This window comes from Janthinobacterium sp. (genome assembly GCF_031995485.1).
Lineage (GTDB): Bacteria > Pseudomonadota > Gammaproteobacteria > Burkholderiales > Burkholderiaceae_D > Janthinobacterium.
The window spans coordinates 49042-75598 of sequence record NZ_DAMAGB010000028.1 but is presented as its reverse complement, the minus strand read 5'-3'; the positions used below and the strand labels follow the sequence as shown (position 1 = coordinate 75598).

The window sequence follows — 26557 nt, the reverse complement described above, 5'->3', positions numbered from 1 at the left end:
AGCTTGCTCAAAGCCACTCTCGGTTTTTTTCCACACATGACAGTGACATAGCCATTTGTTTCGTCAACGTCAGTGGCCGGCATCCGACACCATGGAAACACCTGTGGGACGCCGGCCATGCACACCGGCGAACGGGAGGAATTTTTTTTGAACATGCGGAGCTCACGCGTCGCGCAGGGATTCAGGCAATGCTGCGCGTGCTCTCATTCAATCCGCAAGGCGCCATCGGCTGCAACGACAGCTGCTGCGCCTGGGCGACTATCCTGCCGACATACCACCCGGTAAAGACATCCACTTCCAGCGGCCGCGCAAACAAATAACCCTGCGCCTCATCGCAACCGGCCCCGCGCAAGAAAGCCAGCACGGCCTCGTTTTCCACCCCCTCGGCCACCACCCGGTGACCGAGATCCTGCGACAGTGAAATCATGGCTTGCACCAGGCCCTGCTGGCGCTGGTCGGTTGCCAGTTCGCGGATAAAGGACTGGTCGATCTTGACCACGTCGGCCGGCATGCGCTGCAGATAGGCCAGGCTGCTGTAGCCGGTGCCGAAGTCATCGATCGCCAGGTGCACGCCGCTGGCGGCGATGGCTTCCAGCGTGGCGTTCGCCCTGGCAGGCTGCTCCATGATCGCGCTTTCCGTGATTTCCAGCTCCAGGCAGTCGCGCGGCAGGCCGCGCCGGTCCAGCGCTTCGGCCACGCGGCTGGCCAGGTCGGGTTCGAGCAGGTTGATGGCCGACACGTTGAGCGACAGCTGCAGGGCCAGCCCGGCCTGGCGCCAGGCCTGCTGCTGGTCCAGCGCCGCAGCGAGCACCCAGGCGGTGGTGGCCTGCGCCAGGCGCGAACGCTCGATAAAGGGAATGAATTCGGCCGGGCCGATAGGCCCCAGGGTCGGGTGGTTCCAGCGCAGCAGCGCTTCGGCGCCGACGCACAGGCCGCTGGCGATATCGATGCGCGGCTGGAACACCAGGCGCAGCTGGTCAGTGCTTTCCAATGCCGTGGCGAAGTCGCCCAGCAGCGTGAAGCGGCGCCGGTACAGCCGGTCCTCGTGCGCCGAATACACGGCCACATGGGTTGCCCGTTCAATGGCGTCCTGCACCGCGCTTTGCGCGCGGCGCAGCACGCTCAGGCAGTCCGCCGCGCCGACTTCGAACGGCGCCACGCCCACCGCCGGCGTGGCGACAAAGCTGGTCTTGATGGTGGCGATGGCATTGGCGATTTTTGCTTCGATCAGGCGCACGCACAGGTCGAGCGTCACGCCGGGCGCCGCCAGCAGCACGAACTGGGTGGTGGCCACGTGATACACCTTGCGTCCATTGCCGATCTCGTCGCGTATCCATGCGGCAGCGTCGTTGACCAGTTCATCGAGGTAGACCGAGTCCATGGCGCGCGCGGCGTGCGCCAGCTGATCCGGCGTCGCCAGGTTGATCAGGATCGCCAGGCGCCACTCGCCACCGGGCCGCTCGTTCTGCATGTCCTGGAAATCCTCGATGAACTGGGTGCGGTTCGGCAAGCCGCTGATCGGATCGACGCGCCCGATGGCATGCATCATCTCGATCTGCGCCATCACCATGCCGGCCAGGTCCTGCAGGCTGGCTAGCTCTTCGGCCGTCGTGTCACGCGGCGCGGTGCCGAGCACGCACAAGGCGCCCAGACAATGCCCGTCCTGCGTCATCAACGGCGCGCCGGCATAGTAGCGCACGCCGCCGGCCGCCAGCGGACTGTTGCTGTAGCCGGCATCGGCCAGCAGGTCGGCAATCACCAGCGGATCGCGGCTGTCGGCCACCTCGCCGCACGGCGCCTTCATGCGCGGAATCGACGTGTGCTCGACGCCGACGCGCGACTTGAACCATTGCCGGTCGGTATCGGTGAGCGACACGGCGGCAATCGGCAAGTTGAACAGGCGTGCCGCCATGCGCGTGATGCGGTCGAACGCCTCGCTTGGTGGCGTATCGAGCAAATTAAGCTTGCGCAATGCCTGCATGCGGCGCGCTTCATTGATATGGCAGGAGATGGTCATGGTCTGACTTGGTTGTTTATTCAAGATTCACCAGTCCAACCCGGACGCTCGTGACGCCTGGCGGTTGGCAATATTTCCCTCAATACAATACAAGGTTGGGGTACTTGAAAAGAAAAATGCCTGGATGCCCTCATCTTACCTGAAATTACATGAAAGTAATTTCATTGATGAAAAGCAATCACATGCACCTGTCTGCCTTGTCTGCTGGCCAGACATTGCAGCGACGTAAGTGCATCGTCACTGGAACACCTTCCACAAATTTTTATACGATGAACAGGCCTGGTCGGATGATAATGTTGCAGGCGAAAAACGCCGGCGCGCCAGGAAGCCGAGTGTCGTTGTGGCGGCACATCACGCCGCAGCCGCGTGCGATACATTACTGAACAATTGAAAACAAGGCGTGTCATGAGCAACGATTACTACAATCCTGACAATTATTTTGCACAGCAGGCAAAACAGGCCGAAGAGACGGCAAGACTGGCCGAAGTTGCAGCCAAAAGCGACCTCGACAGCGAGAAATTCAGCAATCAGTCCAATCTCGACCTGATTGTCCAGCTGAGAAACAAAACAAGCTCGCTGAGCGAACAGCTCGACCAGTTGCAGCAGGAAAATGCGCAACTCAAAAATGACAATGCGGCGCTTGAGAGCCTGTTCTCGCTACCGATGGAAGACATGGCAGCGAAAAATCCGCGTTTCAGACAATCGCATGATGCGCAGCAGCTGGCATTGGCCAAATGGATATTGTCGCAGAAAGCATATGCGGAAACCGCATTCCGCATCGGCATCGCCGCTGGCAAGAGCGCGGAGCAAATCACGGCGCTCTACAAGGACAGCATCTCGTCCGTCCTGGCGAATGCGACCAGGCACGGCAATAATGCGGTTGGTCATCCGGTACTGAAGGCCAACGCGGAGAGAATCATCAAAAACAATCAAGGCTGAAGTCCTTCTTTTCAGCAGCCGGATGCGGCACCTGTCCTGGCTGCCCGTTGGCCGAATTACCACACCGCTTGCCCGGCAAGTCCCTGCCCTGCCCTGCTGGTAATGGTAAAGTGTGGCTTGTCGCGCGCAGCCTGGCTGCGCCATCGCGTGGCAACAGCCTCCGGCGCCACGCTACACTACAGAACAACGCTTACATTCAAAGACTTACATGAACATGCAGTCCAATCAAGAGCTCGCCAAGATCGCCCGGAGCAAACTGACCCCCATGATGCAGCAATACATGGGCATCAAGGACAATCATCCGACGATGCTGGTGTTCTACCGCATGGGCGACTTTTACGAGCTGTTTTTCGAGGACGCCGAAAAAGCCGCGCGCCTGTTGGGCATTACGCTGACGGCGCGCGGCGCGGCCAGCGGCAATCCGATCAAGATGTGCGGCGTGCCGTTCCATTCGCTCGACGGCTACCTGGCCAAGCTGGTCAAGCTGGGCGAGTCGGTCGCCATCTGCGAGCAGATTGGCGACCCGGCCACCAGCAAGGGTCCGGTCGAGCGCAAGGTGATGCGCGTGGTCACACCGGGCACGCTGACGGATGCCGACTTGCTGCCGGAAAAAGCCGAGCGGCCGCTGCTGGCCCTGTGCAGCGTCACGCAGCGCAAGACCGTGACCACCGGCCTGGCCTGGCTGTCGCTGGCCAGCGGCGCGCTGAAACTGATGGAGTTTTCGGGCAGCAGCGAGACCGTGGCATTGCGACTGCAGCAGGAGCTGGAGCGCATCGTGCCGGCCGAGATTCTCAGCGGCGACGCCGGCACCTTGTTTGACGACCATCCGACCACCCATGTGAACCGCGTGCCGGACTGGCATTTCGACGTGGTCGGCGGCCACAAGGCACTGCTCGACCAGCTCGGCGTGGCGACCCTGACCGGCTTTGGCGCCGATGGCCTGGGCGCCGCGTTCGGCGCGGCCGGCGCGCTGCTGCGCTATGCGCAATCGACGCAGGGACGCGGCCTGCAGCATGTGCGCTCCCTGACCACCGAAACGGAAAGCGAATTTATCGGCCTCGATGCGGCCACGCGGCGCAACCTGGAACTGACGGAAACCATTCGCGGCCAGGAATCGCCAACGCTGTTCTCGCTGCTCGACCATTGCCGCACCGCCATGGGCTCGCGCATGCTGCGCCACTGGCTGCACCATGCGCGGCGCGACCAGGGCGTGGCGCGCGCGCGGCATCAGGCAATCGCCGCGCTGATGCACAGCGAAGCGGCCGCGCCGCTGGCCGCCACCCTGTCGCAAGTGCCGGATATCGAGCGCATCACCACCCGCATCGCGCTGCTGTCGGCGCGTCCGCGCGACCTGGCCGCGCTGCGCGACGGCCTGCTGCAACTGCCGGCGCTGCGCGAGCGCGTCACGCACTGCTATGGCGGCGAGCCGTGCGACGGCTTGCTGGCCACTATCCATGCGGCGCTGGCCACGCCCGACAGTTGCCTCGATTTACTGGTGCGCGCGGTGGCGCCCGAGCCGGCCGCGATGGTGCGCGACGGCGGCGTGTTTGCGCGCGGCTTTGACGAAGAACTCGACGAATTGCGCGCGCTGTCGGAAAACGCCGGCCAGTTCCTGGTGGACCTGGAAACGCGCGAACGCGCGCGCACCGGGATTGCCAACCTGCGCGTCGAGTACAACAAGGTGCACGGCTTTTATATTGAAGTGACGCACGGCCAGACCGACAAGGTGCCGGACGATTACCGCCGCCGCCAGACGCTGAAAAACGCCGAGCGCTACATCACGCCGGAACTCAAGGTGTTCGAGGACAAGGCGCTGTCGGCGCAGGACAAGGCGCTGGTGCGCGAAAAGCTGCTGTATGACCTGCTGCTGGCCGACCTGGCGCCGCATATCGGCACCCTGCAGACCATCGCCCAGGGCCTGGCCCAGCTCGACACCCTGAACGCGCTGACGGAACATGCGCAGCAGCACAACTGGGCTGCGCCGCAACTGGTCAGCGAGCCGTGCATCAATATCGTCGAAGGTCGCCATCCGGTGGTGGAAAAGCAGATCGAACGCTTTATCGCCAACGACTGCCGCTTCGTCAACGAACGCAGATTGCTCTTGATCACCGGCCCGAACATGGGCGGTAAATCGACCTTCATGCGCCAGGTGGCCTTGATCACCCTGCTCGCCTATGTCGGCAGCTATGTCCCGGCCGCCAGCGCCACCATCGGCCCGATCGACCGCATCTTCACGCGGATCGGCGCGACCGACGACCTGGCCGGCGGCCGTTCGACCTTCATGGTGGAAATGACGGAATCGGCGGCCATCCTGAACGGCGCCACCGAGCACTCGCTGGTACTGATGGACGAAGTGGGCCGCGGTACCTCGACCTTCGACGGCCTGGCGCTGGCCTGGGCCATCGCGCGCCACCTGATCGACCACAGCCGCAGCTTTACCCTGTTCGCGACGCACTATTTCGAACTGACGCAATTGCCCGACAGCCATCCGAGCGCCGCCAATGTGCACCTGTCGGCGGTCGAACACAAGGACAGCATCGTCTTCCTGCACGCCGTGCAGGCCGGCCCGGCCTCGCAAAGCTATGGCTTGCAGGTGGCGCAGCTGGCCGGCGTGCCGCAGCCGGTGATCAAGGCCGCGCGCAAGCACCTGGCGCGCCTCGAAGCGCAGGCGCTCGACACCACGCCGCAGCGCGACCTGTTTGCCGCGCCGCCATCCGATCCGTATGCGGAAGAGGAAGAAGCGAGCGCGCCAGCGGCCGCGCTGAGCGACGCGCAGCAGGCCCTGCTCGATGCCATTGCCGAGCTAGATCCCGATGCCTTGAGCCCGCGCGACGCGCTGGAACAGCTGTATCAGCTGAAACGGCTGGCCGCCGCATGACCTTGCCGCGCAGTATCGCGTACCGGCTGGCGGCGGGCTTGCTGGCGGCCAGCATACCCCTGGCGCCGACACTGGCGGTGGCCGCCGGCGCCAGCCAGCCCGGCTTCGAGTTTGCCGTGCTGAGCCACTCGTTCAAGGCCGGCACCGATGATGCGCCGCTGAAAAAGGCGATTGCCGGCGTGAGCGCCTTCAACGCCTCGTTCGTGGTGGCGACCGGCATCAAGTCGGCCGGCGAAGCCTGCAGCGACAAGCTGTACAGCCAGCGCAAGGACCTGCTGGACGCCAGCACGCCGCCGCTGATCGTGTCCTTGTCGGCCAGCGACTGGGCCGGCTGCCGCAATTCGCGGGGACGCGGCAACGCCATCGAGCGGCTGAACCGGCTGCGCGACGTGTATTTTGCCGACAACCAGAGCCTGGGCCAGCGCAAGCTGACCGTCTCGCGGCTGTCCTCGACAGCCAAGTTTCGCAGCTATGCGGAAAATGCCCATTGGGAAGTTGGCGGCGTGCTGTTTGCCACCGTCAACCTGCCCGCCAATAACAACCATTTCCTGCCTGAAGCGGGCCGCAACAGCGAGTTCGAAGACCGGCTGGTCGCCAACCGCGCCTGGCTGCAGCGGCTGTTTGCCATCGCGCAGGGCAAGAAGCTGGACGGCATCGTGCTGTTTTCAGATGGCGACGTCGGCGTACTGGACGAGGAAGAAAGTTCGCTGTTGCCGAGCTTCAGTTCGAAGCAGGATGGCTTTGCCGGTCCGCGCAAGCAGATCCGCCTGCTGGCGAAAAAATTCGGCGGCAAGGTATTGCTGGTCGATACACAGGGAGAAAAACAGGGTGAACAGCCAGGGGAAAAGCCGGCCAGGGGCAAACTGGCGATACCGCGTGGCGAGACGCCGGTGATCCACTGGAAAGGCAATATGGGCCATGTCAGCATCGCCAGCGACTGGGCGGCGATTGCCGTCAGGACCGGCAAGACGCCGCTGTTTGAAGTGCGCGAGCGCGCCAGCCGTCCGTCATTGCCCAAGCACTAGGCAAGCAGCCAGGCCGGCACGATGCCGGCCCGGTGGTGTTACTTAATGAACAGGGTGAGTACGGAAGTGGTCGCCGTCCTCGCCTTCATCATCCTCATCATCGTGGCCATGGCCATGCGCGCCATGCACGTGGCCGTGGGCGATTTCTTCTTCGGTGGCTTCACGCACGTCGACCACGTTCAGTTCAAAGCGCAGCGCGATGCCGGCCAGCGGATGGTTACCATCCAGAACGACCTTGTCGTCGGCGATATCGGTCACGGTGAAGATCATCGCTTCGTCGTCGGGCGAATCGCTTTCCGGCATGCCTTCGAACTGCATGCCCACTTCCAGCGGCTCAGGCAGGCGGTTGCGTGGCTCGACCTTGACCAGCGCCGGATCGTATTCACCGAAAGCATCGTCCGGTTCGATCTGGATGGTGTTGGAGTAGCCCACTTCCTTGCCGTCGAGTTCTTCTTCGATCTTCGGCAGGGTGTTTTCATAATCACCGTGCAGATAGACCATCGGCTGGCGGCCGTCTTCGATCAGATTGTCTTGCGCGTCTGACAGTTTGTAGTTGACAGTCACGACCGTATTTTTGGCAATCTTCATTATGCTTCCTTTCATTGTATAAGCTGACAAATTATACCTTTACGCCGCCATTGACAGGCGCATTCCTGCATTTCCGGTTGTTATAATGGGCGCATGAAAAAATTAACTCTCCTCGGCGACATCACGCCGGCGCAATTCCTGCGCGACTACTGGCATAAAAAACCGCTGCTGATCCGCCAGGCCGTGCCTGGCTTCAAGCCCCTGCTGGACTTCAAGGCCCTGGCCGAACTAGCCAAGCTCGACCATGTCGAGTCGCGCCTGGTCAGCCAGGTGGACGGCCACTGGACTATGCAGCAAGGCCCTTTGGCCAGCCTGCCCTCCCTGAAACAGAAGAACTGGTCGTTGCTGGTGCAAGGCGCCAACCTGCACAGCGCCGACGCCGACGCGCTGCTGCGCCAGTTCCGCTTCCTGCCCGACGCGCGCCTCGACGACCTGATGGTCAGCTTTGCCACCGATGGCGGCGGCGTGGGCCCGCATTTCGATTCATATGACGTGTTCCTGCTGCAAGGCCAGGGCAAGCGCCACTGGCGCATTGGCGCGCAGCAGGACCTGAGCCTGATCGACGGCCTGCCGTTGAAAATCCTCAGCAACTTCACGCCCGACGAAGAATTCACGCTGGAACCGGGCGACATGCTGTACCTGCCGCCCCACTACGCGCATGACGGCGTGGCCATCGGCGACTGCCAGACCTATTCGATCGGTTTCCGCTCGCCATCGTTCCAGGAGCTCGGTGAAGCCTTTTTGCAATTCATGGCCGACTCGATCGACCTGCCCGGCATCTACAGCGATCCGGACCTGAAGGCGTCGGCCAAGCCGGCGGAAATCCCGCGCGAGATGCTGGCGGTCATTACCGAAGAGATGAACAAGGTGCGCTTCACGGAAGAAGACGTCACCATCTTCCTCGGCGAGCACCTGTCCGAACCGAAGCACAATGTGTTTTTCGCGCCACTGGCCAAGCCGCTGACTGTGGGACGCTTCACACAAGCGGCACACAAGAATGGTGTTGTGTTGTCACGCAAGACGCTGATGCTGTATCGTGGCAAGAATGTCTTCATCAATGGCGAATCGTTTGCCGTTGGCCGGGCCGATAAAACGGCACTGGAGACGCTGGCCAATGACCGAGCCCTGAACGGCGCGGCCGTGGCCCAGGCATCCGATGACGTGATGGAAGCACTGTACACCTGGTATCAGGATGGCTGGCTTGAACTGGCCTGAATGAGGCGCACCGCAGCAAAAGTGATGGAACCAAAGCAGGAGCAAGGACTCTGCGCTGGCGCAAAGAAAGATAATGTTTTAATATCGTTTTGACGCGCTTTCGCAAAACTCTTACACTTGCTTGCAATTTGCCTTGGCAAATATTGCGATATCACAAAATAGTTGCGAATTTGCCTCTTGCTCCTATTGCGACGCACCAAAAATCGCTATAATATTCGGTTAGGAAGTTTCCGTTGTCTGGCAGGCACCACCTGGTACGAAAAGCCTTCGAAGACGACCTAACGAGCGATAATTACCGGTAATTATTCATCGCAACAATGTTGATTTATTTTTTGAAATAATTAAGGAAAACAAATGAAAAAATCCCTGCTGATCGCCTCCCTGATGGTTGTTGCTCTGGCTGCTTGCAGCAAAAAAGAAGAAGCTCCTGCACCAGCACCAGTAGTTGAAACCCCAGCACCAGCACCAGTAGTTGAAGCTGCTCCAGCACCAGCTGCTGACGCTGCTGCTTCGGCTGCTACCGACGCTGCTGCTGCTGCTTCGAGCGCTGCTTCGGCTGCTTCGGACGCTGCTGCTGCCGCTTCGTCGGCTGCATCGGCTGCTAAGTAATTTAGCATCCAGCATCGAAAAAACCGGCCTTCGGGCCGGTTTTTTTGCGTCCGCAGTTTGGTGTCCATATCGGGCAGATGCTGCGGGCAATAAAAAAGGCTGGCACCCATGACAGGGCCAGCCTTTTTGCTGCGCGGCAGGTTTTCACCCGCCGCTACGATACTTATTTCAACTGTTCGTTCAGCAAGCCCAGGATTTTCTCGGCCACTGGCGAGACATCCGGCTGGCCTTCGTTCGACAGGATGCTGACATTGCTGGCCGAGCCGGTTGCTGCGGCCTTGACCAGCACGCGATAGCGCTGTGCGCCCTCGTTCTTGTCGGAGGAAGAACCCCAGCTGAACAGTTTCGAGAAGAAACCGTCTTTCTTGGTGGCGTCCGGATCGACGTAACGGACGAAATACGTGCCTTGCGTGCGGTCGCGGTCTTCGACGGTAAAGCCGACGCGGTCCAGCGCCAGGCCGACACGGCGCCAGGCGCGGTCGAAACCTTCATCGACTTCGATCGCGCGCGCCGGCGTGGCGGCGTCGCCCACCAGGCGGGCATGCTGCGGCTGCACAATCGCGGCGTCGACGGCTGTCTTCGCTTGCGCCTCATCGGTGGCAGCACCCAGGCGCGTCATCAGACGGGCCAGGAATTGTGCTTCCAGGCCGGGATCGTTCGGACGCGCGGTCCAGGTGGTGGTTTCCTTGTCGCGGCCCGTGATGACTTCTTCCACGCCACGGTGGCTGATGTAGATCTCGGTCGAGCCGTCCGCCAGGCGTTCCACGCGGGTACGGTATTTGTCTTTCTCGCCGCTCGAATACAGGCCATCGAAGACCTTGCCGATGGTGCGGCGGACGATGTCTTGCGGAATCTTGGCACGGTTTTCATTCCATTCCGTTTCCATGATGCCGGCCGTCGGCTGATCGATGACCAGCGTAAAGCCCGCATCTTCCCAGAATTGTTTCAACTGCGGCCACAGTACCTCGGGCGACTGCTTGATCACCAGCCAGCGCTGGTTGCCCGCGCGCTCGACTTTGACATTGCCTGCCGTTACTGGCACCACCCCCACGACGCCATCGGCGCCCACCACGGCCGGCACGCCGGCAGTGGCGTTGCGCTGGGCGTTGTAGCCGGAAGCGGTGGCCACGCCATTCTTGGCATCTGGCAACGAATAGCGGTTGTCCTGCTGCAGTTGCGTCAGGTCGGGAGGCACGTCCAGCGAGCTGGCTTTCTTGACCGACTTGTAGTCGACCTTGTCGCCGCCGACTACCGAACTGATCATGCCGCAGCCGGCGAGGCTGGCCGCGACGGCGCCAATGACGAGGCCGCGAAAAGCGATGGTGGCTGGCGCCGGGGTAGTTTTCTTGCTATTAGTCATGTCGTTACTGGATAAGAAGCTAAGTGGCAGCTGAAATCAGGGAAGGTCCGGACTATACCAGTCCGGGCTCAGGATAAGACGCCGGCGTCGCGCAGGGCGTCGCGCACGGCAGCATGGCAGTTCTCGGCCAGGGGTACCAGCGGCAAGCGTATGCCGGCAGGCATCATGCCCATTTCCGCCAGGGCCCATTTGACGGGCACCGGGTTGGGCTCGACAAACAGTTTTTGATGCAGCGGAAAAACCTTGTTATTGATGGCAATGGCCGTGGCGCGGTCACCGGCCATGGCGGCCACGCACATCTCGTGCATGGCGCGCGGCGCGACGTTGGCCGTGACGGAAATATTGCCATGGCCACCGCACAGCATCAGCGCCATGGCGGTCGGATCGTCGCCCGAGTAGACGGCGAAGTCGGCAGGCACCAGGCGCAGCAGGTCGATGCCGCGGCCGATATTGCCGGTCGCATCTTTCACGCCGACGATATTGCCGATCGCCGCCAGGCGCACGATGGTCTCGTTGCTCATGTCGGCCACGGTACGGCCCGGCACGTTGTACAGGATCACGGGAATGTCGACCGCTTCGGCGATGGCCTTGAAGTGCTGGTACATGCCTTCCTGGGTAGGACGGTTGTAGTAAGGCACCACTTGCAGTACGGCATCGGCGCCGGCTTCTTTTGCATAGCGCGTCAGCTTGATCGCTTCAGCCGTGGAATTGCCACCAGCCCCAGCGATGATCGGAATGCGTCCCTTGGCGTGCTCGACGGTCAGCTTGATCAGTTCGCAGTGCTCTTCCACGCTGACGGTTGCCGATTCGCCGGTAGTGCCGACGATCACGATGCTGTCTGTCCCCTCGGCAATATGCCAATCGATCAGCTTGCGCAGGCCTGGAATGTCCAGACTGCCGTCCGCGTGCATCGGGGTGACGATTGCTACAATGCTGCCCTTGATCATAGTAAGTTTATAGCGCCGATAAATAAAACAACGATTGTAGCGGATAGCCCGCGCCTGTGGTGCATTCTAGGGCAGTAACGGTTTGTAAATTCTTGTCCTTCTGCCTCCGTTCAATGGCAGGCAGGCTCCATACCTTACCCGCAAACACCTTTCAAACACCATTCAAAATGCCGGCAACAGCGCCGCCAACCGTGGAAAATCCGGCCGCACGGCGCACATTCTTTGCACCAGCGCAGGCTTGGGCAACTCCACGCGCCCCTCTTCAAACGCTACCACGCGCAGGCCCTGCTGCAGGGCCAGGGACAGCGGCTCGCCTTCCTTGAGCAGGAAGTTCGGATTCGACGGCTTGCCGAACTCTTCATTGCCTTCAGCAAACGTTTCATACAGCAGCACGCCATCGGGCGCCAGACTGGTGATCATGGCCTCCAGCAGCGGGCGATGCAGGTAATTGGTAACGATGATGCCGGCAAAGCGGCCGGCCGCGAATGGCCAAATGGCGCCTGGCGCTTCCAGGTCCACCAGCGAGGTGGTGATGCCGGCGCCGGCGGCTTTTTCCAGCATTTCCGGATCATGGTCGAGCGCGATCACCGGATGGCCCATGGTCACCAGGTGGCGCGCATGGCGGCCGCTGCCGCAGGCCAGGTCCAGCACTTCGCCACCGGGCAGCAGGGACGCCCAGCGGCGCACCCAGCCGGAAATGGCGTCAGTCGGTGTGTGTTGTTCAGTTGCTTGCATCGGGAATTCCATCAGTTAGTTGCTTGCAGCATTGCTTGCATCATTGCTTGTATCGTGGCGCGGCAAGGCGCAGCGCGAGCGCTGTCCGTCAACCCAGCATCGCGGCCAGCGGCGTCACCAGGGTCAGGAACACCTTGATCACGAATCTGATCGAGGCCATCAGCACCCCATCGAGCACGCCCAGGTACATCAGTAACACCAGCGCACCAAACACAAACATGCCGTAGCGCTCGATGCTGGCATAGGGCCGCGCCAGCGACATCGGCAAGATGCCGGTCATGATGCGCCCGCCATCGAGCGGCGGCACCGGGATCATGTTGAACACGAACATGGCCGCGTTGACGCTGATGCCGGCACCGGCCATCTTGCGCAGAAAGACGCCGATTTCGGTCGGCGGCATCGCGCTCAGCACGACAAAGGCGATCATCCAGGCCAGGCCCATGACGAAATTCGAACCGGGGCCGGCAAACGCCACCCAGGCCATCTGCTTCTTCGGATTGCGCAGGCGGCTGAAGTCGACCGGTACCGGCTTGGCGTAGCCGAACGGCACCTGGATCGCCAGATACAGCATCAGCGGCAGCAGCACCGTGCCGAACGGGTCGATATGGCGGAGCGGATTGAGGCTCAGGCGGCCTTCGTTGGCGGCGGTCGGATCGCCGAAATAGCGGGCGGCGTAGCCATGCGCGGCTTCATGCAGGGAGATGGCAAAAAGGACGGGCACCAGGTACACCGCGACGGTTTGGACTATCGTGTTGAAATCGCTCATGACCGCGATTCTACCAGAGGCGCCCTGCCCCCTTTCTTATGCCACCGTTAAAGCCGGGTAAAGCCGCCGTGCCTACAAACCCAGCGCGGCCGGATCGCCCTGCCCCAGACGCACCACTTCCGGTTCGGCACCGGTCAGGTCGATCACGGTACTGGGGCCGTTGGCGCACACGCCGCCGTCAACGATCAGGTCGACCAGCTTTTCGAGCCGCTCGCGGATGGTATCGGCGTCGGTCAGGCTTTCCTCGTCGCCGGGCAGGGTCAATGTCGTGCCCAGCAGCGGCTGGCCCAGTTCTTCCAGCAGGCATTGCACGATGCGGTGCTGCGGCACGCGCAGGCCGATGGTCTTGCGCGACGGGTGGCTGAGGCGTCGCGGCACTTCCTTGGTCGCTTCCAGGATAAAGGTATACGCGCCCGGCGTGGCCGCCTTGAGCAGGCGGAACTGGCGGTTGTCGACGCGCGCATACACGCCCAGCTCGCTCAAATCGCGGCACAGCAGGGTCAGGTGATGTTTTTCATCGATGCCGCGGATACGGCGCAGGCGCTCGACGGCGCCCTTGTCGTCGAGCTGGCAGACCAGCGAATAGCAGGAGTCGGTGGGCACGGCCACCACGCCGCCGGACTGGATGATTTGTGCGGCCTGCTTGATCAGGCGCAATTGCGGATTGTCAGGGTGAATCTGGAAAAATTGACTCATGGGTTCACTGACTGGCGGACCAGTTTTTTATTGATGTGTCATGATTGTACGCCGCGCAGCGCGGCGATGCGTTCCTCCAGCGGCGGGTGCGTGGCGAACAGCGCGCCCCAGCCCCCCTTGCCGTTGATGCCCAGCGCCTGCATCGACTGCGGCAACTCGCCCGGCGCCACGCCGCCCAGGCGGGCCAGCGCATGCATCATCGGCGTCGGGCTGCCCAAGAGCTTGGCCGAGCCGGCGTCGGCACGGAATTCGCGCTGGCGCGAAAACCACGCGACAATGATCGAAGCGAGCAGCCCGAACAGCACTTCGCAGACCATCACGGTGACGAAATAACCAATGCCGCGCCCGCCTTCGCGGTTGCTGTTTTTCTGCAGCATGTTGTCGACAAAGAAACCCACCACGCGCGCCAGGAACACCACGAAGGTATTGACCACGCCCTGGATCAGGGTCAAGGTCACCATGTCGCCATTGGCCACGTGGGCGATCTCGTGGCCCAGCACGGCTTCGACTTCATCGCGGTTCATGCTTTCCAGCAGCCCGGTCGAAACGGCCACCAGCGCCGAGTTCTTGAAGGCGCCGGTGGCGAACGCGTTGGCGTCGCCGTCATACACGGCCACTTCCGGCATGCCGATGCCGGCCCGTTCGGACAGCGCGCGCACCGTATTGACCAGCCATAGCTCGGTCGACGACGCGGGGTTGTCGATCACGCGCGCGCCGGTGCTCCACTTGGCCATCGGTTTGCTGACCAACAGCGAAATGATGGAGCCGGTAAAGCCGACCACCAGGGAAAACACCAGCAGGCTGCCCAGGTTCAGCGTGCTGCCGCGCGCAGGATTGCCCACGCCCAGCAAACTGAGGACGAGCGAGAGCACCAGCATCACGGCCAGGTTAGTGACGATAAACAGGACGATACGTTTCATGGACGTTGGCTCCAGCAGAAAATCGATAACAATAAAGTGGTGGTGAATACGGCTGTTATCAAGCTTGCCAGAGCGGCCTTAGTCCTCCCTTAAAAACGCTTTACAGAACCGTAGCGAGCGGATGTGAGTTGCGGTTGAGAAGCGGAGCGGTGCTTTAGCACAGTGAGCATCGGAGACCGCAAATCGCGCCGCGCAGCAGGTTATGCAAAGTGTTTAAAACCAGTCGTGCCAGATCGGTTTGACGTTGCCTGGCAGCGGCGGCAGCGCCGCAAAATCCACGCGCGACTCGCCCGGCGCATGGAAATCGGTGCCGCGCGAAGCCAGGAAACCATAGTCGTTGGCCAGCCGCGCGTATTCCGGATACTGGTCCGGGCTGTGGCTGCCCGTTACCACTTCGATGGCCACGCCACCCAGTTGCTTGAATTCATCGAACAGCACGCCCTGCGCCATGTCGCTGAAGCGGTAGCGGCCAGGGTGGGCGATCACGGCCACGCCGCCGGCGCCGCGGATCCAGCCCACGGCCTCGGCCAGGGTGGCCCAGCGGTGTTCGACATAGCCAGGCTTGCCTTCGGACAGGTATTTCTTGAATACTTCGGGAATATTTGCGCACTTGCCCGTTTCCACGATATAGCGGGCAAAGTGGGTGCGCGACATCAGGTCGGGGTTGCCGACGAATTTGAGCGCGCCTTCATAGGCGCCATCAACGCCGGCCAGGTCCAGCTGGCGGGCGATTTCGCGCCCGCGCGCGTCACGCCCCGAACGCGTCTGGTTCAGCCCGTTTACCAGGCCAGGATTGTTTTCATCGATCTGCAGGCCGACGATATGCACGGTCTGGCCGGCCCAGGTAATCGAGATTTCCACGCCAGCAACGAATTGCATGCCCAGCTCCAGTGCCGCCACGCGGGCGGCGGGGATGCCCGACACCTCGTCATGGTCAGTGAGCGCCCACACATCGACGCCGGCCTTGCGCGCGTAGGCGGCCACGGCGGCCGGTGCGAGCACGCCGTCGGAGATATTCGAATGACAATGCAGGTCGACTTTAAGCATAAGGAAGCAATGGCTTGCAGGGCTGGTGATGGGGAGAGGTTTTATTGTACGCTGCCTGCCGGCGCGCGGCAGGGTCAGCGTCTCATTGCTGTCACATCTGCATCATATTGTGGCGAGAAACTCTTCCACCATGCGCGCCAGCGCGCGCGGCTGGTCGTGGTGCAGCATATGGCCGGCGTCCGCCATCATCTTGCAGCGCACATCTTTCAGAAAGCCCAGGCGGCGGTCGATTTCGATGCGCGCCTGCTCTTTCGGCCCCATCCATTGCCACATATTGGTATCGTCCGCTTCGACCCACAGCACCGGCGCCGTGATGCGGCGCCAGCACGCCATCACTTCCTCGACCTGGTACAGCATCGGATTGACGCGCTTGTGGCGCGGATCGCCCATGATGTCCCACTCGCCCGCCTCGTTCTGCGCCGACCAGTGTTCGGCCAAAAACGCCGCGCGCTCGTCATTCAGGCGCGGATTGGTTTTCTGCAGCCGTTCGGCCACGGCCTTCCTGCTCGGATAGCTGCGCATCAGGGGCGGTTCGCGCAATTCATCGAGCCATTTGGCATAGCGGCCCGGTGCCTGCTCCGGCTGGGTGGCCATCATGCCGAAGCCTTCCAGGTTGATGAAACTGGCGATGCGCTCGGGCCGCACCCCCGCATACAGGCCGGCAACATTCGCGCCCATGCTGTGGCCCAGCAGATGCACGGGTGCCTCGGGCGAGTAATGCAGCAGCATGGCGTCGAGGTCGGCCAGGTAGTCGGGGAACCAGTAGGTGTCGGACTGCGTGTAGTCGCTCTGGCCGAAGCCGCGCCAGTCGGGCGCGATCACATGCCAGTCGCCTTCGAGTTCATCGACGACGAACTGGAACGAGGCGGCCACATCCATCCAGCCGTGCACCATGAACAGGATGGGCGCGTCCTCGCGGCCCCAGTGGCGCACATGGACGCTTGCGCCGCGGATGTTGATGAATTCGGAACGAGAAAGTTTCATGGATAGCTACCTTGAAAGTGGCGCAGGCGTCGCCACATGCTGTGTCTGAAGTTGGCGGGACGTAAGTGCCGCCATAAAAGTACGACCGTTCTTTAATTATACCGGATCGCCAGCCGCCACTCTGGCTTGTCTTGCAACAGCGTAAAATGGCGGCAATCACGGCATTTTCCACGTCCGGCGTTCCCACCACCTGCCACAGGCTGACCATGACACTCTACCAATTGGGCGCGGATGCGCCACAGATTGATGCTTCTGCGTTTGTTGCCGACACGGCCAATGTGATCGGCAAGGTCACGCTGCATGAAAACACCTCGGTGTGGTTCGGCGCCACCTTGCGCGGCGACAATGAACGCATCACGGTGGGCGCCAACAGCAATGTACAGGAAGGCGCCGTGCTGCATACCGACCCCGGCTTTCCGCTCGACGTCGGGCAGAACGTGACGATCGGCCACCAGGCCATGCTGCACGGCTGCACCATCGGCGACGGCACGCTGATCGGCATCCAGGCGATCGTGCTCAACGGCGCGAAGATCGGCAGGAACTGCCTGGTCGGCGCCGGCGCGCTGGTCACGGAAGGCAAGCAGTTTCCCGACAATATGCTGATCATCGGCACCCCGGCCAAGGCCGTGCGCACGCTGACGGCAGACGATATCACCAGGCTACAAGGCAACGCCCTCACGTATGTACAACGGGGCCAGCTGTTCAATACGCAACTCAAGAAGATTGGATAACACATGACGACTGACACCAGCGGCGCAATCAGCGCCCCCATCGCAGGCCAGGACACGCTGCAAAAATTTATTTTCGATAACGCCGCCGTGCGCGGCCAGTTCATCGACGTCTCGCACACGTGGCAGGAAGTGGTGTCGCGCCACGCCTACCCGCTGGCCGTGAAAAAAGTGCTGGGCGAAATGGTGGCCGCCGCCGCCCTGCTGTCGGCCAACCTGAAATTCAACGGCTCGATCATCATGCAGATCCATGGCGACGGCCCGGTACGCCTGATGGTGGTCGAGTGCGACTCGGACCTGCGCCTGCGCGCCACCGCCAAGCTCGACCCGGATGCGGAGATCGTTGACGGCAGCACTGTGCCGCAGCTGATGAACGCCAACGGCAAGGGCCGCTTCATCATCACGCTCGACCCGGCCGACAAGGTGCCGGGCCAGCAGCCGTACCAGGGCATCGTGCCGCTCGACGGCGACGACATGGCGACCGTGATCGAAAACTACATGCTGCGTTCGGAACAGCTCGACACGCGCCTGTGGCTGGCCACCGATGACAGCACCTCGCGCGGCCTGCTGCTGCAAAAGCTGCCGCACCACGGCGGCAAGGCCGAAGCGACGCCGGTGTCGGAAGAAGACGCGCTCGATACCTGGAACCGCGCCGTGATGCTGGCCTCGACCCTGAAAGAGGAAGAGATCCTGGCAACCGACATCGACACGCTGATGCAGCGCCTGTTCTGGGAAGAAACGATCCGCGTGTTCGACCCGCTGCACCCGAGCTTCCACTGCACTTGCACTCGCGAAAAAGTGGGCAATATGCTCAAGATGCTGGGCGAACAGGAAGTCAACGACACGCTGGCCGAGATCGGCCACGTGGGCGTGAACTGCGACTTCTGCGGCCAGCACTATGATTTCGACAAGGTCGACTGCGCGCAGCTGTTCATTACCGATGCACCGGCCGAAGTGCTGATCCCGCCCGCGACCAGCATCAATTAATTCCCGCCGCACCTTGCGCCGTCCTTCAGGGGCGGCGCATTTCTTCCAGCGCCTTCTTTGTTGCAGTGCAATTCGCAGTCTCGCTCCGAGACGCGATATTCATTTCCCGCTGCCAACGCATATCTGTTATCACCATTGCTGACGACTACCCGGTGGCCGCGAACGGGCTGCAGGCCGCTGCACAGGCGACCTCGCGGTTTCAGCTCAACGCAACAGAATTGATGCAGGTCAATAAATTTGTTTTGAAGAATTGCCAGCCTGCTACGCCCTTATTATTCAAATTTTGAATTTCTGAAATTGGAATTTGAAATTGGACGCATAACCCGGGGTACGCTATTGTGCAATGCAACAACACACCATTTATGGAGGACATATGTCCACATTGACCAGCACTTACAGCAACACCGGCACCGACGGCTATTTCAGCAATCTTGGCCGCGCCACGCGCGCTTTCGTGGGCGCCCTGCTCGCCTCGAAGCCTTACAGCGACCTGGCGCAGAAAGATGTCGCCAGTGCCGAAGAGCCACGCTACACGCGCCCAAGCAAGCACGATATCGCGCTGCTGAACTCGGAAGCGGCACGCTACGAACACTTGATGCCGAATCTGGCCTCGGAACTGCGCTTCCTGGCGTCGCGCGGTTAAAAAGTGTCCAGGGCGGCGTTGCGCCTTGCCCTGAACACTTGGATGAATACACTATTTAAAATTGACCTGGAAATATGATGATGATACTCGAAACCACCCTGATCGCCCTGGCCGTTGCCGTTACCGCCATCCGTTTTTACCTGATCTCGACCGGCAAGGGCGAGTTCTAAGCAGCACCAGCAACAGACATGGGCGGCGCCGGCCAAGGCGCTTAATGCCCGGTTTCTTTCAAGTAAGCGTTACGCGTCACTACGGCCGTATTGCTGAAATCGCTGAACACGCCGTCGATGCCGGCGCGGAAAAATCCCAGCAATTCGGTTGCAGGGTCGCCTTTGTACACGCCAGCCAGATATTTCGCCTCGTTACGGAACGTAAAGCTGTGGACGAACAGGCCGGCCTTGTGCGCATCGGCGATCAGGCTCGTTGGCGTTGCCTTGTTGACGTCGGCAGCCGAACCGGTGTACGGCGTGCCATCGGCATTGGTGGCCTTGAACGGTGAAATGGTCAACGCCATCACTTGCGGCTTCCAGGGACCGATACCGTCGGCGTAGGTCTTGATTTCGGCCAGGCCGGCCGGCGTCAGCATGTCGCCGAAGAAGCGGCCGTCGCCAGCCAGCGTCCAGCTATACGGACGGCCATCGACGAAGTTGTAGACATCGTTGGTGCGGTAAATCATTTCACCTGTCTTGTAATTGACGTCATTGCCATCGATCAGTTGCACCATCTTGCTGGTCAAACCGGCGGCGCGCATGTATTTCAGGCTGGCCGGATCAAAGCTCTGGATATAGATCGCCGCCGTCTTGCTGTTCAGGTTATTGTCCTTGACGATCTTCACGATTGCGTCTTCGAATGGATGGCTGCCGCTGCCACAGCCGTTGGCGATGGCCTGGGCATTGTTCCATACCGGGTTTTTCGATTCCGGATACACCGAAATCGTGCGGCCGCCCGATGCGCTCTTCGCCTTGGCGATATCGATCACTTCCTGCATGGTCAGCACAGGATATTTGCCATTCAATTCACCGGGACGCGATTCGCGCGCATCGTAGGTCGTGCCACCGATCCACTGCTTCAGTTCGGCCGCCGTAAAGTCGCTGATCGACCAGTCGCCCGTATGGTCTTCGCCATCGACGATCAGCGATTTCAGTACCGATTTCGGATTGGCCGGATCGGTCAGGTCGGTCAGGTATTGCGCCGGGCCGCCATAGGTCGCCAGGGAATAGCCAACATTGACCAGCCGGCCTGGCACCGTGCGTTTGCGTGCGGCGACCTGGGCATTGGTCAGCGCGACCGTGCCGATATTGGTGTTGTCGCTGAGCCAGGGATTATGGCGCGCCACCAGCACACAGTCTTTCGACATGTGCACATCGAGTTCCAGCGAATCGGCGCCGGCATCGGCCGCCGCCTCGTAGGCGGGGCGGGTTTGTTCAGGGTACAGGCCCGACAAGCCGCGGTGGGCAACCACCAGCGGCGCCTTGCCGTCCAGCGTCTGCAGCGACTCGGTACTGCTACCGCCGCAAGCGGACAAGGTCAGCGCCGACAGGCATAGCAACGTGTGTTTGTGGATGGTCATGGCAAGCGCAATTCCTGGTTGATGGTCATTAGGGGAACACTTAACGGGCAATGCGCAGCGATTGCCCGAAAAACCGTGCTGCCTTATTGTAAAAACCAGTTATGACAGGGCGGTGACCGCCCGATGACAGGATGATGACGCCAGCCTGCCCTGCCACAGGAATGCGGAGGTGAGGTGATTTCCTAGTGCGGCGCGGTGGTATCGGACGGCGCTTCGGTCAGTGGCGGGATCTGGCCCTTGCGCACGATCTGCACGAAAATCTCGTTCTGTTTGACCATCCCCAGCTCATAGCGGGCACGCTCCTCGACCGCGCCGGTGCCGTCCTTCAGGTCGCGCACTTCGGAGTCGAGCTTGGCGTTACGGGCTTTCAATTCCACATTCTTCTGATTTGCCAGCGCCACTTGCGCTTCCATGTCGGCAACGCGCAGCCAGCCGCCTTTGCCCAGCCAGAGGGGATATTGGATCAGCAGCAGCAGGGCCGCCAGGGCAAGCGTAATCAGGCGCATGGTTCTCAGTGAAAAAACCGGCCGGAAAATTCCGGCCGGCCAGTGGATCTTATTTCAGGTTGTAGAAAGCGTCACGGCCAGGGTAGCTGGCAACGTCGCCCAGGTCTTCCTCGATGCGCAGCAGCTGGTTGTACTTGGCCATGCGGTCCGAACGCGACATCGAGCCGGTCTTGATCTGCAGGGCGTTGGTACCGACAGCGATATCGGCGATGGTCGAGTCTTCCGTTTCGCCCGAGCGGTGCGAAATGACGGCCGTGTAGCCGGCGCGCTTGGCCATTTCAATGGCGGCAAACGTTTCGGTCAGGGTGCCGATCTGGTTGATCTTGATCAGGATCGAGTTGGCGATACCCTTGTGGATGCCCTCTTTCAGGATCTTGGTGTTGGTGACATACAGATCGTCGCCAACCAGCTGCACTTTCTTGCCCAGTTCGGCGGTCAGGATCGCCCAGCCTTCCCAGTCGCCTTCATGCATCGCGTCTTCGATCGAAATGATCGGGTACTTGTCGCACCAGGTCGCCAGCAGGTTGGTGAACTCGGTGGCGGTCAGGCTCAAGCCTTCGCCGGCCATCTCGTACTTGCCGTCCTTGTAGAACTCGGAGGCGGCGCAGTCCAGGCCGATGGCGATCTGCGTGCCTGGCTCGTAGCCGGCTTCTTCGATCGCCTGGATGATCAGCTTGATCGCTTCTTCGTGGTTGGCCAGCGATGGCGCGAAACCGCCTTCGTCGCCCACGTTGGTGTTCAGGCCCTTCTTGTGCAGGATCTTTTTCAGCGTGTGGAATACTTCCGCGCCGTAGCGGACCGCTTCCTTGAACGACGGTGCGCCCACTGGAATGATCATGAATTCCTGGATGTCCAGGTTGTTGTCGGCGTGTGCGCCGCCGTTGATCACGTTCATCATCGGCACCGGCAACTGCATCGCGCCCGAACCGCCGAAATAGCGGTACAAAGGCAGGCCGGCTTCTTCGGCGGCAGCCTTGGCCACTGCCATCGACACGGCCAGGATCGCATTGGCGCCCAGGCGCGATTTGTTTTCGGTGCCGTCCAGGTCGATCAGGGTGCGGTCCAGGAAAGCCTGTTCATTGGCGTCCAGGCCCATGATGGCTTCGGAGATTTCGGTATTGATGTTCTCGCATGCCTGCAGCACGCCCTTGCCGAAGTAGCGCTTGGCGTCGCCGTCGCGCAGTTCCACGGCTTCGCGCGAACCGGTCGAGGCGCCCGACGGTACCGCTGCGCGGCCCATCACGCCCGATTCCAGCAAGACGTCGCATTCGACGGTCGGATTGCCGCGCGAGTCCAGGATTTCACGGCCGATAATGTCAACAATAGCACTCATATCATTCTCCAAAGTTAAGCGTAACAGGGCTGCACACTGCGTTCTGATGCGCAATTGCACAAAGAGGGTAAAGAAACTCCCGGCGAAGACTAACATGCCGGGAGCGGTCTTTCAGGTCTGTGACGACCTTGACAAGCTTGCCGCGCTTGCTCGTTTATTCGCCAGTGGCGTTCGCTTCCTTGTGGGCCAGCGCTGCCTTGATAAACGAGGTAAACAGCGGATGGCCGTCACGCGGGGTCGATTTGAATTCCGGATGATACTGCACGCCCATATACCATGGGTGGGCGTTATCACCAGTGCGCGGCAATTCCATGATTTCGCACAGGTCTTCAGTCGGGGTACGGGCGGCCACCACCAGGCCGGCCGCTTCGACGCGCGGCAGGTAGTGGTTGTTCGCTTCGTAGCGGTGACGGTGACGCTCGGTCACGACCGCGCCGTAGATCTCGGCGGCCAGGGTGCCCGGCTTGATTTCGCAGGTCTGCGCGCCCAGGCGCATGGTGCCGCCCAGGTCCGAGTTCTCGTCGCGCTTTTCAACCTTGCCGTCCGCGCCCTGCCACTGATCGATCAGGGCCACCACCGGTTGCGAGGTTTCGAGGTCGAATTCGGTCGAGTTGGCGGAAGTCAGGCCAGCCTTGTGGCGCGCGTATTCGATCAGCGCCACTTGCATGCCCAGGCAGATGCCCAGGTAAGGCACCTTGCTTTCACGGGCGAACTGGGCCGCCATGATCTTGCCTTCCACACCGCGCTTGCCGAAGCCGCCCGGCACCAGGATGGCGTCGTACTTGGCCAGTCCGGCGCAGCCGGTGGTTTCGATTTCTTCCGAATCGATGTACTCGATATTGACCTTCGACTCGTTGTGGATGCCGGCGTGGCGCAGCGCTTCGGTCAGCGATTTGTACGACTCGGTCAGTTCCACGTACTTGCCGACCATGCCGATGGTCACTTCCGACTTCGGATGCTCGAGCGTGTAGATCAGCTTGCTCCAGACCGACAGGTCGGCCGGTGCGGGATTGAGGTCCAGCGCGTCGCAGATGATCTTGTCGAGACCCTGGTCGTGCAGCATCTGCGGCACTTTGTAGATGGTGTCGACGTCCCACACGGAAATGACGGCGTCTTCCTCGATGTTCGAGAACAGCGAGATTTTCGCGCGCTCGTCTTCCGGAATGGCGCGGTCGGCACGGCACAGCAGAGCGTTTGGCAGGATGCCGATTTCGCGCAGTTTCTGCACCGAGTGCTGGGTCGGCTTGGTTTTCAGTTCACCGGCCGAGGCGATATATGGCACCAGGGTCAGGTGGACAAACGCGGTGTTCTTGCGGCCGGCGCGCAGGCTCAGCTGGCGAGCCGCTTCCAGGAATGGCAGCGATTCGATATCGCCGACGGTGCCGCCGATTTCGCACAGGGCCACGTCGTAGCCTTCGGCGCCACGGCGGATGTAATCCTGGATTTCATTGGTGATATGCGGAATCACCTGCACGGTCTTGCCCAGATATTCGCCGCGGCGTTCCTTGCGGATCACCGATTCATAGATCTGGCCGGTGGTGAAGTTGTTCACCTTTTTCATGCGGGTGGAAATGAAGCGCTCGTAGTGACCGAGGTCGAGGTCGGTTTCGGCCCCGTCATCGGTAACGAATACTTCACCGTGTTGCATAGGGCTCATCGTGCCAGGATCGACGTTGATATACGGGTCGAGCTTGAGCATGGTGACTTTAAGGCCGCGCGATTCGAGGATCGCGGCGAGAGAGGCGGCGGCAATCCCTTTTCCAAGGGAAGACACAACGCCACCAGTGACGAAGACAAATTTGGTCATTGCAGATGGTGCCGAACGGCACGTGCGGGAAATTGAAATTATACACTAAAGCCCGGCATACGGACTGCTGCGGCGTGGAAAATTGCGCCAACTGCCGCCTACATGCGTGCTGCTGCGGTGCCTGTGCAACAAGCCGGTCGATTGGCAATAGTTGAAATATTTATACTCTTATATGTTATGTGGGGGAGCGAACAGACCCCTGCTCTAGCGTGGCGCAGACTGGAATTTTTCAACGGAGGTATATCATGAGCTATGAAGAACGCGACGCCTATGGCATGTATGTGGACCGTGGCCATAAAGGTCCTGGCCCGGAACTGATGGGTGCCGACACCCTGATCGGCGACCACGTGCATAACGCCAAGGATGAACATCTCGGTGAAATCAAGGAAATCATGATCGACATGCGCAGCGGCAAAATTGCCTATGCCGTCATGTCGCACGGCGGTGTCTTCACCATCGGCGAAAAACTGTTCGCCGTGCCTTGGGAAGCGCTGCTGCTCGATACCGTCAACAAGCGCTTCACGCTGAACATCGACAAGGAACGCATCGAAAACGCGCCCGGCTTCGACACGGACAACTGGCCGAACATGGCCGATACCACCTGGTCCAACGAGATCCACAGCTACTACGGCACCACCGCGCGCGAATACTAAGCAACCCCAAAGCAAGTTTCGAGGTCGGACTTTGAGGGTCCGCCCCCGGCTTTTCCCGGGCTACCCCAGCGCTGAGACAGCCTCCTTTTTTTACTCCAGAGTAAAATAAAAAAAACGGAGGACACGCGTGAATCAAAACTCTCATCTGGCCGCACTGAAACGGCCCCTGCCCGCATCCCTGGCTGCCGTACTTTCCCTGATCTTTGCCGACCGCTTTTCCATGACGCAAGCCATGCGCGAGCACCATGGGCGCGACGAATCGAGCTACGAGCCGATGCTGCCCGACGCCGTCATCTTCGCCCATACCACCGAGGAAGTGGCGGCCGCCGTCAAGCTGTGCAGCGCGCACGACGTACCCGTCATAGCCTGGGGCAGCGGCACCTCGCTCGAAGGCCATGTGCTGGCCCTGCATGGCGGCGTCACCATCGACCTGTCGCAGATGAACGCGATGGTGGCCGTGCATGGCGAGGACCTGACAGCCACCGTGCAGGCTGGCGTGACGCGCAAGCAATTGAACGAAGAAATCCGCGACACGGGTTTATTCTTCCCGATCGACCCGGGCGCCAATGCCTCGCTGGGCGGCATGGCCGCTACCCGCGCCTCCGGCACCAACGCCGTGCGCTACGGCACCATGCGTGAAAACGTGCTGGCCCTCACTGTCGTCACGGCCGACGGACGCATCATCAAAACGGGCACGCGGGCAAAAAAATCGTCGGCTGGCTACGACCTGACGCGCCTGTTTGTCGGCAGCGAAGGCACGCTGGGCATCATCACGGAAGTGACCGTGAAACTGTACCCGCTGCCGGAAGCCATTTCCGCCGCCGTCTGCTCGTTTCCCGATACGGGCGCGGCCGTCAATGCCGTGATCCAGACCATCCAGCTGGGCGTGCCGGTGGCGCGCGTGGAGTTTCTTGACGAAAACGGCGTGAAAGCCATCAACGCCTACGACAAGATGGCGCTGCCGGAAAAACCGCTGCTGCTGTTTGAATTCCACGGCACGCCGGCTGGCGTGGCCGAGCAGGCGCAGCTGGTGCAGGAAATTGCGGCCGAACACGGCGCCAGCGGCTTTGAATGGGCCAGCCGCCCCGAAGAGCGCTCGCGCCTGTGGGCCGCGCGCCACAACGCCTACTTTGCCCTGCTGCAGATGCGCCCGGGCAGCCGCGCCATTTCCACCGACTGCTGCGTGCCGATCTCGCGCCTGGCCGAATGCATCCTGGCGACCAAAAATGACTGCGAAAACGCCGGCCTGGTGTACGCGATTATCGGCCACGTGGGCGATGGCAATTTCCATGTGCAGATGCTGGTTGACCCGGACGATCCGGCGGACATCGCGCGCGCCGAAAAGGTCAACAGCGACATGGTCACGCGCGCCATCGGCATGGACGGCACCTGCACCGGCGAGCACGGCGTGGGCATGCACAAGATGGCTTTCCTGGTGGAAGAACATGGCGAAGGCGCAATCGACACCATGCGCGCCTTGAAACATGCGCTCGACCCGAAAAACATCATGAATCCGGGCAAGATTGTCAGGTGGTGAGGTAAGCCAACCCAACGGCAAGGACTGGGGGCGTACCCTCAGGGTACGACCCCGGCATTTGCTGTGG

24 protein-coding genes are annotated in these 26557 nt (G+C 61.2%); 10 read left to right on the top strand and 14 right to left on the bottom strand.

Annotated features, from left to right (window positions below; genetic code table 11):
* Nucleotides 1–181 precede the first annotated feature (181 nt).
* A complete protein-coding gene (locus tag RTQ46_RS16140; protein ID WP_312438092.1) occupies nt 182–2017 on the bottom strand; it encodes a GGDEF and EAL domain-containing protein in 1836 nt (611 codons plus the stop codon).
* A gap of 405 nt (nt 2018–2422) precedes the next feature.
* Between RTQ46_RS16140 and RTQ46_RS16135 the strand changes: the two genes are divergently transcribed.
* The 3 genes from RTQ46_RS16135 to RTQ46_RS16125 all read left to right on the top strand — a co-directional run bounded on the left by RTQ46_RS16135 (nt 2423) and on the right by RTQ46_RS16125 (nt 6859).
* Entirely contained in the window at nt 2423–2956 is a 534-nt protein-coding gene (locus RTQ46_RS16135; RefSeq protein ID WP_312438090.1) for a hypothetical protein, read from the top strand.
* 214 nt (nt 2957–3170) lie between these two features.
* Nucleotides 3171–5834: a DNA mismatch repair protein MutS gene (gene mutS, locus RTQ46_RS16130; RefSeq protein ID WP_312438088.1), complete on the top strand. Its 2664-nt coding sequence runs from the start codon at nt 3171–3173 to the stop codon at nt 5832–5834.
* Nucleotides 5831–6859 (top strand): hypothetical protein, encoded by a 1029-nt coding sequence (locus RTQ46_RS16125; RefSeq protein WP_312438086.1) that lies wholly within the window; start codon nt 5831–5833, stop codon nt 6857–6859. The genes mutS and RTQ46_RS16125 overlap by 4 nt, the downstream gene beginning before the upstream one ends.
* Nucleotides 6860–6901: 42 nt before the next feature.
* Here the strand turns inward: RTQ46_RS16125 and RTQ46_RS16120 are convergent, their stop codons facing one another.
* Nucleotides 6902–7447 carry a peptidylprolyl isomerase gene (locus RTQ46_RS16120; RefSeq protein ID WP_312438084.1) on the bottom strand — a complete coding sequence of 182 codons (546 nt, stop codon included), beginning with the start codon at nt 7445–7447 and terminating at the stop codon, nt 6902–6904.
* A gap of 93 nt (nt 7448–7540) precedes the next feature.
* On the opposite strand from RTQ46_RS16120, the gene RTQ46_RS16115 reads away from it, so the two are divergent.
* Nucleotides 7541–8662, top strand: a complete 1122-nt coding sequence (locus RTQ46_RS16115) for a cupin domain-containing protein (RefSeq protein ID WP_312438083.1) — start codon at nt 7541–7543, stop codon at nt 8660–8662.
* Between the two features lie 354 nt (nt 8663–9016).
* Complete coding sequence (locus RTQ46_RS27135; RefSeq protein ID WP_308925056.1) at nt 9017–9271, top strand: hypothetical protein; 255 nt, start codon at nt 9017–9019, stop codon at nt 9269–9271.
* Nucleotides 9272–9434: 163 nt separating this feature from the next.
* Here RTQ46_RS27135 and bamC read toward each other — a convergent pair whose 3' ends face one another.
* From bamC to RTQ46_RS16070, 8 genes are all read right to left on the bottom strand, one after another.
* Entirely contained in the window at nt 9435–10631 is a 1197-nt protein-coding gene (gene bamC / locus RTQ46_RS16105; RefSeq protein WP_312438079.1) for an outer membrane protein assembly factor BamC, read from the bottom strand.
* A 68-nt stretch (nt 10632–10699) separates the two neighbouring features.
* The gene (gene dapA, locus RTQ46_RS16100) at nt 10700–11578 is read right to left on the bottom strand and encodes a 4-hydroxy-tetrahydrodipicolinate synthase (protein WP_312438077.1); all 879 of its coding nucleotides are present in this window, start codon (nt 11576–11578) and stop codon (nt 10700–10702) included.
* A gap of 162 nt (nt 11579–11740) precedes the next feature.
* On the bottom strand, nt 11741–12313 hold the full coding sequence (locus tag RTQ46_RS16095; protein ID WP_312438076.1) for a class I SAM-dependent methyltransferase: 573 nt from the start codon (nt 12311–12313) through the stop codon (nt 11741–11743).
* A gap of 88 nt (nt 12314–12401) precedes the next feature.
* Nucleotides 12402–13079, bottom strand: a complete 678-nt coding sequence (locus RTQ46_RS16090; RefSeq protein WP_312438074.1) for a site-2 protease family protein — start codon at nt 13077–13079, stop codon at nt 12402–12404.
* Nucleotides 13080–13151: 72 nt separating this feature from the next.
* Nucleotides 13152–13775 carry an L-threonylcarbamoyladenylate synthase gene (locus tag RTQ46_RS16085; protein ID WP_312438072.1) on the bottom strand — a complete coding sequence of 208 codons (624 nt, stop codon included), beginning with the start codon at nt 13773–13775 and terminating at the stop codon, nt 13152–13154.
* Nucleotides 13776–13813: 38 nt separating this feature from the next.
* A complete protein-coding gene (gene htpX, locus RTQ46_RS16080; RefSeq protein WP_312438070.1) occupies nt 13814–14695 on the bottom strand; it encodes a protease HtpX in 882 nt (293 codons plus the stop codon).
* A 213-nt stretch (nt 14696–14908) separates the two neighbouring features.
* Nucleotides 14909–15742: a 3',5'-nucleoside bisphosphate phosphatase gene (locus RTQ46_RS16075; RefSeq protein WP_312438069.1), complete on the bottom strand. Its 834-nt coding sequence runs from the start codon at nt 15740–15742 to the stop codon at nt 14909–14911.
* A gap of 102 nt (nt 15743–15844) precedes the next feature.
* The gene (locus RTQ46_RS16070) at nt 15845–16726 is read right to left on the bottom strand and encodes an alpha/beta hydrolase (protein WP_312438067.1); all 882 of its coding nucleotides are present in this window, start codon (nt 16724–16726) and stop codon (nt 15845–15847) included.
* Nucleotides 16727–16932: 206 nt separating this feature from the next.
* Here RTQ46_RS16070 and RTQ46_RS16065 point away from each other — a divergent pair, with 206 nt between their 5' ends.
* The 3 genes from RTQ46_RS16065 to RTQ46_RS16055 all read left to right on the top strand — a co-directional run bounded on the left by RTQ46_RS16065 (nt 16933) and on the right by RTQ46_RS16055 (nt 19084).
* Nucleotides 16933–17457, top strand: a complete 525-nt coding sequence (locus tag RTQ46_RS16065) for a gamma carbonic anhydrase family protein (RefSeq protein WP_312438066.1) — start codon at nt 16933–16935, stop codon at nt 17455–17457.
* A gap of 3 nt (nt 17458–17460) precedes the next feature.
* Entirely contained in the window at nt 17461–18441 is a 981-nt protein-coding gene (gene hslO, locus RTQ46_RS16060) for an Hsp33 family molecular chaperone HslO (RefSeq protein WP_312438064.1), read from the top strand.
* A gap of 373 nt (nt 18442–18814) precedes the next feature.
* Nucleotides 18815–19084, top strand: coding sequence for a hypothetical protein (locus RTQ46_RS16055; protein WP_312438062.1), 270 nt, complete (start codon nt 18815–18817; stop codon nt 19082–19084).
* A 211-nt stretch (nt 19085–19295) separates the two neighbouring features.
* Here the strand turns inward: RTQ46_RS16055 and RTQ46_RS16050 are convergent, their stop codons facing one another.
* The 4 genes from RTQ46_RS16050 to RTQ46_RS16035 all read right to left on the bottom strand — a co-directional run bounded on the left by RTQ46_RS16050 (nt 19296) and on the right by RTQ46_RS16035 (nt 24300).
* Nucleotides 19296–20654, bottom strand: a complete 1359-nt coding sequence (locus RTQ46_RS16050; protein WP_312438060.1) for a glycerophosphodiester phosphodiesterase family protein — start codon at nt 20652–20654, stop codon at nt 19296–19298.
* 182 nt (nt 20655–20836) lie between these two features.
* Nucleotides 20837–21160 carry a cell division protein FtsB gene (gene ftsB / locus RTQ46_RS16045; RefSeq protein WP_312438059.1) on the bottom strand — a complete coding sequence of 108 codons (324 nt, stop codon included), beginning with the start codon at nt 21158–21160 and terminating at the stop codon, nt 20837–20839.
* 49 nt (nt 21161–21209) lie between these two features.
* Nucleotides 21210–22493: a phosphopyruvate hydratase gene (gene eno / locus RTQ46_RS16040; protein WP_312438058.1), complete on the bottom strand. Its 1284-nt coding sequence runs from the start codon at nt 22491–22493 to the stop codon at nt 21210–21212.
* 154 nt (nt 22494–22647) lie between these two features.
* The gene (locus RTQ46_RS16035; RefSeq protein ID WP_312438056.1) at nt 22648–24300 is read right to left on the bottom strand and encodes a CTP synthase; all 1653 of its coding nucleotides are present in this window, start codon (nt 24298–24300) and stop codon (nt 22648–22650) included.
* A 245-nt stretch (nt 24301–24545) separates the two neighbouring features.
* Between RTQ46_RS16035 and RTQ46_RS16030 the strand changes: the two genes are divergently transcribed.
* The gene (locus RTQ46_RS16030; protein WP_308925040.1) at nt 24546–24953 is read left to right on the top strand and encodes a PRC-barrel domain-containing protein; all 408 of its coding nucleotides are present in this window, start codon (nt 24546–24548) and stop codon (nt 24951–24953) included.
* A gap of 127 nt (nt 24954–25080) precedes the next feature.
* On the top strand, nt 25081–26490 hold the full coding sequence (locus tag RTQ46_RS16025) for an FAD-binding oxidoreductase (RefSeq protein ID WP_312438051.1): 1410 nt from the start codon (nt 25081–25083) through the stop codon (nt 26488–26490).
* Nucleotides 26491–26557: the final 67 nt, after the last annotated feature.